General features: G+C 63.2%; 4 protein-coding genes. All 4 read left to right on the forward strand.

All coding sequences use genetic code 11. The features are described 5' to 3' along the window. Positions 1 to 220 precede the first annotated feature (220 nt). The 4 genes from SFLMC1_RS03635 to gatB all read left to right on the forward strand — a co-directional run bounded on the left by SFLMC1_RS03635 (position 221) and on the right by gatB (position 5275). Entirely contained in the window at positions 221 to 1507 is a 1287-nt protein-coding gene (locus SFLMC1_RS03635) for an MFS transporter (RefSeq protein ID WP_187323847.1), read from the forward strand. 266 nt (positions 1508 to 1773) lie between these two features. After that, positions 1774 to 2085, forward strand: a complete 312-nt coding sequence (gatC, locus tag SFLMC1_RS03640) for an Asp-tRNA(Asn)/Glu-tRNA(Gln) amidotransferase subunit GatC (RefSeq protein WP_035136890.1) — start codon at positions 1774 to 1776, stop codon at positions 2083 to 2085. Then, entirely contained in the window at positions 2085 to 3599 is a 1515-nt protein-coding gene (gene gatA, locus SFLMC1_RS03645; RefSeq protein WP_152074722.1) for an Asp-tRNA(Asn)/Glu-tRNA(Gln) amidotransferase subunit GatA, read from the forward strand. The genes gatC and gatA overlap by 1 nt, the downstream gene beginning before the upstream one ends. After that, the gene (gatB, locus tag SFLMC1_RS03650) at positions 3599 to 5275 is read left to right on the forward strand and encodes an Asp-tRNA(Asn)/Glu-tRNA(Gln) amidotransferase subunit GatB (RefSeq protein ID WP_152074721.1); all 1677 of its coding nucleotides are present in this window, start codon (positions 3599 to 3601) and stop codon (positions 5273 to 5275) included. Before gatA ends, gatB begins: the two co-directional genes overlap by 1 nt. Positions 5276 to 5308: the final 33 nt, after the last annotated feature.

The raw sequence follows: 5308 nt of genomic DNA on the forward strand, positions 1-5308 counted from the left end.
ACAAACGTCACTTCCACCACAGAGGGGCCAGGCACCTTTGTGGTGGTCTTTGCTTTGGTAGATTTTTGTGAGATGCCTTACAATCTACCAAGTAGTTCATACTGAGCGAAAAACGGAGAGAAGGGTCCTGATGCGTCCTTAATGTTTCATGCGGATAGATTGATTTGACAGACGGTGGCGAATGCCCACCGCCCGTATTCGTATGAAACAAGGAGTCTCCATGCTCGCATCTCTTTTTTCAAAGCCTCAATCATCGCTGTCCGTGCAGGCCAAGCGCCTGGTGGCGATGCGCTTTCTCATCTACACCGGTTTTCAGACCAGCTACTTTATCGGCGTCATCGGAACGCTCACCTATGCGGACGACGCTTCGGTCGTCGCGACATCGCTGGCCGTCCTCTTTATGAACGTCTTCGTGATCCTGGGGTCCTTTGCGGGCGGCGCGGTGCTCGACGCTTGGGGTCCGTGCCGGCATTTCCGGGCGAGTATCGTCGGCACGTTGGCAACCGGCGCGGCAATCCTCGCCTTTGGAAGCGCGACCGGAACAGTCCTTGCCGGCGCGGTGCTCCTGGGCTTTGTGATGGGGTTTGCCCAGCCCATCGCCACGTCCTATCCGGCGTATCTCACCGACGATCCTGTCGAGCTCAAAGACATCAACTCCGCCATCGCCATGTTCTCAAACGTGAGTATCGTCGTTGGCCCCACGCTGGGCGGCTTTGTCGCGGCGGCTGCGTCGTCGCGTGCGGTGTTTTTGCTCATGATGCTCTTTACCGTACTGGCGCTCGCCGCCGGTTGGGACTTTAGGCCGCAAGCAGGTCGCGCCGTCGCGCGCGAAAGTGCTCCCGCGGATAGCAGCACAACGGCAAGTACTGCCAGTCAAAGCTCCGATTCCAGTAAATCCACCCGCGCAACCTTCGCGACCAGCATCAAGACGGTCTTTACCAACAGCGTCCTCGCCCTGCTGTTCTGCATTATTTTCCTTTCGAACTTTGGCTATGGCGCCTTCGATCCACTGGAGTCATTCTTCTACCGTGATGTTCTGCATGTCGGTGTCGAGTGGATGGGCTGGCTCTCGTCTGCTTGCGGCGTGGGCGCGGTGCTGGGCGCCGTGGTCGCGCTCCATTTGCCGCCGCACCTGATCAACCTAAAAACGCTGCTTGTGGCGCTTCTGTCCGTGGGCCTGGGAAGCCTGATTTACGTGGGGACTCCGTACGTGGGCGTGGCCCTTATCGGCCAGATTGCCCTGGGCGTGGCCTGGGGCGTCGTCAACCCGCTTCATAACACCATCGTGCAAACGACGGCTCCGCTCGAGCAGCTCGGTCGCGTGAACTCGGTCATGGGCTTTGGCAATATGTTCGCCGGCGTGGCGCCGCTGGCGATTGCCCCGTGGCTGGCGGCGACATTTGGCGTGCAGCAGACGCTCGTAGGGGCGGGCGTGGCCGTGACGGCTGTTCCCGCGGCGTTGCTGTTGTTTGGACGCCGGCATTTTGATCGTTCCTCACGGCAGTAAAACCGTCACAACATTCGATGAAAATCTCGATTTTGGCGAAAAGCGTCGAATGTTGTGATGATCTTCGTTGTGGACGGCGCGGTTTGCGTTGTGGACGGGACGGTTTTCGCTATGGATGGTGCGGTTTCGCTGTAGAACCGCCGGACCACGCCCTGCCAACCGCCACCCTCGTTACGTTTTCGCTGCATTTGGGTAAAGTGCCTGCTCCAAGTCGGCGTTGCCCTGTATACTAGAGCGGTTTAACTGTTATGCGGAAGGGAGCGCCTATGGCACTCAGCGAGAAAGACGTGCGCGGCATCGCCGAGTACGCAAAGATCGCACTGACCGATGACGAGCTCGCCCAGATGACGTCCTACATGAACGATGCCGTCCAGATGCTCGAGCCCGTCTTGCAATATGACTTGCCCGACGTGGAGCCCACATTCCATCCTATCGGAAGCCTGTCCAACGTGATGGGCGACGACCTGCGCGAGCCCGAGCGCGACCTGCCGCTCGACGTCGCGCTGGAAAACGCTGGCAGCGCGCGCGACCGCTACTTCCGCGTGCCGTCCATTTTGGGAGAGGGGGAGAGCGAGTAATGGCGCAGAGCTTCGATTCCTTTACTGCCGCCCAGATCGCCGCGGGCGTTGCCGCCGGCGACTTTACCGCTACCGAGGTGGCTCAGGCCTCCCTTGCCGCCATCGAGGCGCGCGAGGGAGGGCTCCAGGCATTCCTGCAGGTGGCGCCCGAGCTTGCGCTTGAGGCCGCCGCGCGCGTGGATGCCGACCGTGCCGCAGGCAAGCCGCTGCCCCCGCTCGCGGGCGTGCCGCTGGCCATCAAGGACAACATGAACCTCGTGGGCACGCGCACCACCTGCGCTTCCCGCATGCTCGGGGACTACCAGAGCGTCTACACCGCCACCTGCGTCCAGCGCATGCTCGATGCCGGCTGCCTGCCCATGGGCAAGGCAAACATGGACGAGTTCGCCTTTGGCAGCTCCACCGAGAGCTCGGCGTTCCACCGCACCAACAACCCCTGGGATACCGAGCGCGTGCCCGGCGGCTCCTCGGGCGGCTCCGCTGCCGCCGTCGCCGCGGGCGAGGTCGCGCTCTCGCTGGGCTCGGACACCGGCGGCTCCATTCGCCAGCCGGCGAGCCTCTGCGGCGTGGTGGGCTTTAAGCCCACGTATGGCGCCGTGAGCCGCTACGGCGTGGTGGCCTTTGGCTCGTCGCTCGACCAGGTGGGCCCCTTTGGCCGCACGGTCGAGGATGTCGCGCTGGCCATGAACGCGCTCACCGGTGCGGGCCACGATCCGTACGATTGCACCAGCCAGGATTGCGCCGTCGACTTTACCGAGCATCTCAACGACAGCATCGGGGGCAAGCGCGTGGGCATCATCACCGCGTTTATGGAGGCCGAGGGCCTGACGCCCGAGGTCAAGGCCGCTGTTCAGCGCGCCGCCCAGGAGCTGCAGAACCAGGGTGCCGAGCTGGTCGAGGTGGACCTGCCGCACCTGGATGCCGCCATCGCCGCCTACTACGTCATCGGCCCGGCCGAGGCGTTCTCCAACCTGGCTCGCTTCGACGGCATCCGTTACGGCTATCAGGAGGAGGGCTGCGCCAACCTGTCCGACCAGAGCTCGCTGTCGCGCGCCCACGGCTTTGGCGCCGAGGCCAAGCGCCGTCAGATGCTCGGCGCCTACCTGCTGAGCTCGGGCGTGTACGACAAGTACTACTACGCCGCGCAAAAGGCCCGCACGCTCATCACGCAGGACTACGACACCGCGTATGCTCAGGTGGACACCATCCTCATGCCCACCTCGCCTCGCACGGCCTTTAAGTTTGGCGAGATTAGCGACCCCACGCAGATGTACCTCTCCGACCTGTACACCATTTCGCTCAACATTTGCGGCAACGGTGGTATCTCGGTGCCGCTGGGCCTGGGCGAGGATACGCAACTGCCCGTTTCTGCCCAGCTGGTGGGTCCGGCCTTTAAGGACCGTCAGCTGCTCACGTTTGCCCGCGCCCTGGAGCGCGGCTTTGCCGATACCGCCACGGGTGCGCCCGCGCTTTCCGTCGCGCCCGATTTTGCCGGGAAGGGAGGCGAGCTGTAATGAAGGAGCTTTCCGAGGTCCTGCAGGATTGGGAGGCCGTGATCGGCCTGGAGATCCATACCGAGCTCACCGCACTCGATACCAAGATGTTCTGCAACTGCAAGCTCAGCCACGATGACGAGCCCAACGCCAACGTGTGCCCGGTGTGCCTGGGCCTGCCCGGCGCCCTGCCGGTGCCCAACAAGCGCGCCATCGAGAGCATCGTCAAGGCCGGTCTTGCCACCAACTGCGAGATTCAGCGTCACTCGATGTTCTACCGCAAGCACTACTTCTATCCCGATATGGCCAAGAACTTCCAGACCACGCAGGGTCCGGTCGCCTTTGCCATGTACGGTCACCTGGACCTGGACGTGACCGGTCGTGGCGCCGCCGAGCGCCCCGACTGCGCGTTTGGCGAGGCCGAGGCTCAGAGCCTGGCGAGCGCTTCGGCCAATGCCGAGGGCCTGTCCACGTCCATGACGTCGACCATGCGCGAGGGCAATCAGCGTGCCGGCCATCTGGCCAGCTATGACGCGTCCAACCTGCAGATGCCCGAGCGTCGCAAGGACGGTTCCTACACGGTGCCCATCCGCATCTTGCGTATCCACATGGAGGAAGATGCCGCCAAGATGGTGCACGTGGGCGGCGCCGAGGGCCGCATTACCGCCGCGGCCGAGTCGCTCGTCGACTACAACCGCTGCGGCACGCCGCTCATCGAGCTCGTCACCGAGCCCGACCTGCGCACGCCCGAGGAGGCTCGCCTGTTTATGGAGAAGCTCCGTCGCATCTTTGTGACGCTGGGCATTTCGGACTGCTCCATGGAGAAGGGTTCCATGCGCTGCGACGGCAACGTGTCGCTGCGCCGTCGCGGCGAGACCAAGCTGGGCACCAAGACCGAGCTCAAGAACCTCAACTCGTTTAAGAGCCTGCATGACGGCCTTGCCTACGAGATTTGCCGCCAAGCCGAGGTGCTCGAGGAGGGCGGCATTATCTACCAGGAGACCCGTCACTGGGAGCCCAGCCGCAAGCGCACCGTGGTCATGCGTGTGAAGGAAACGGCCGACGACTATCGTCTGTTCCCCGATCCCGATCTGGCGCCGTTCGATCTGGACGATGAGTTTATCGACCGCTGCCGTGGCGAGATCCCCGAGCTGCCCGATGCCAAGCGCGTTCGTTTTGAGGCTGACTTCGGTATTAAGACGGCCGACGCCGAGCAGATTGCCGGCGACCCCGAGTTTGCCGACTTCTTTGAGGCCGCCGCTGCCGGTATGGCCGGCAAGGAGGCCCAGACGGTCGCAAACTTGCTGGTCAACGAGATGATCGCCTATCTTAAAGGAGCAGGCGTGTCGCTCGCCGAGTCCGGCATCGCGCCGGCTCAGGTGGCGGCACTCGCCAAGCTGCTGGCGACCGATGCCATCAGCTCCAACCAAGCGCACGAGGTTTTTGAGGCCATGGCCCAGACCGGTGACGATCCCAACAAGATCGTCGACGAGCGCGGTATGCGTCAGGTGAGCGATGCCGGCGCGCTGCAGCCGATCGTGGACGAGGTGCTGGCAAACTGTGCCGAGCAGGCGCAGCAGTACCGCGACGGAAACCAGAAGGTCATCGGCTTTTTGGTGGGCCAGTGCATGAAGGCAAGCCGCGGCAAGGGTAACCCGAAGCTCTTCAACGAGTTGCTGAGAACGTCGCTCTCGTAAGCGGGAACCCGGGAGCCCCGGCAGGGCGGGTGC

This window comes from Collinsella aerofaciens, assembly GCF_901212495.1.
Classification (GTDB): domain Bacteria; phylum Actinomycetota; class Coriobacteriia; order Coriobacteriales; family Coriobacteriaceae; genus Collinsella; species Collinsella aerofaciens_H.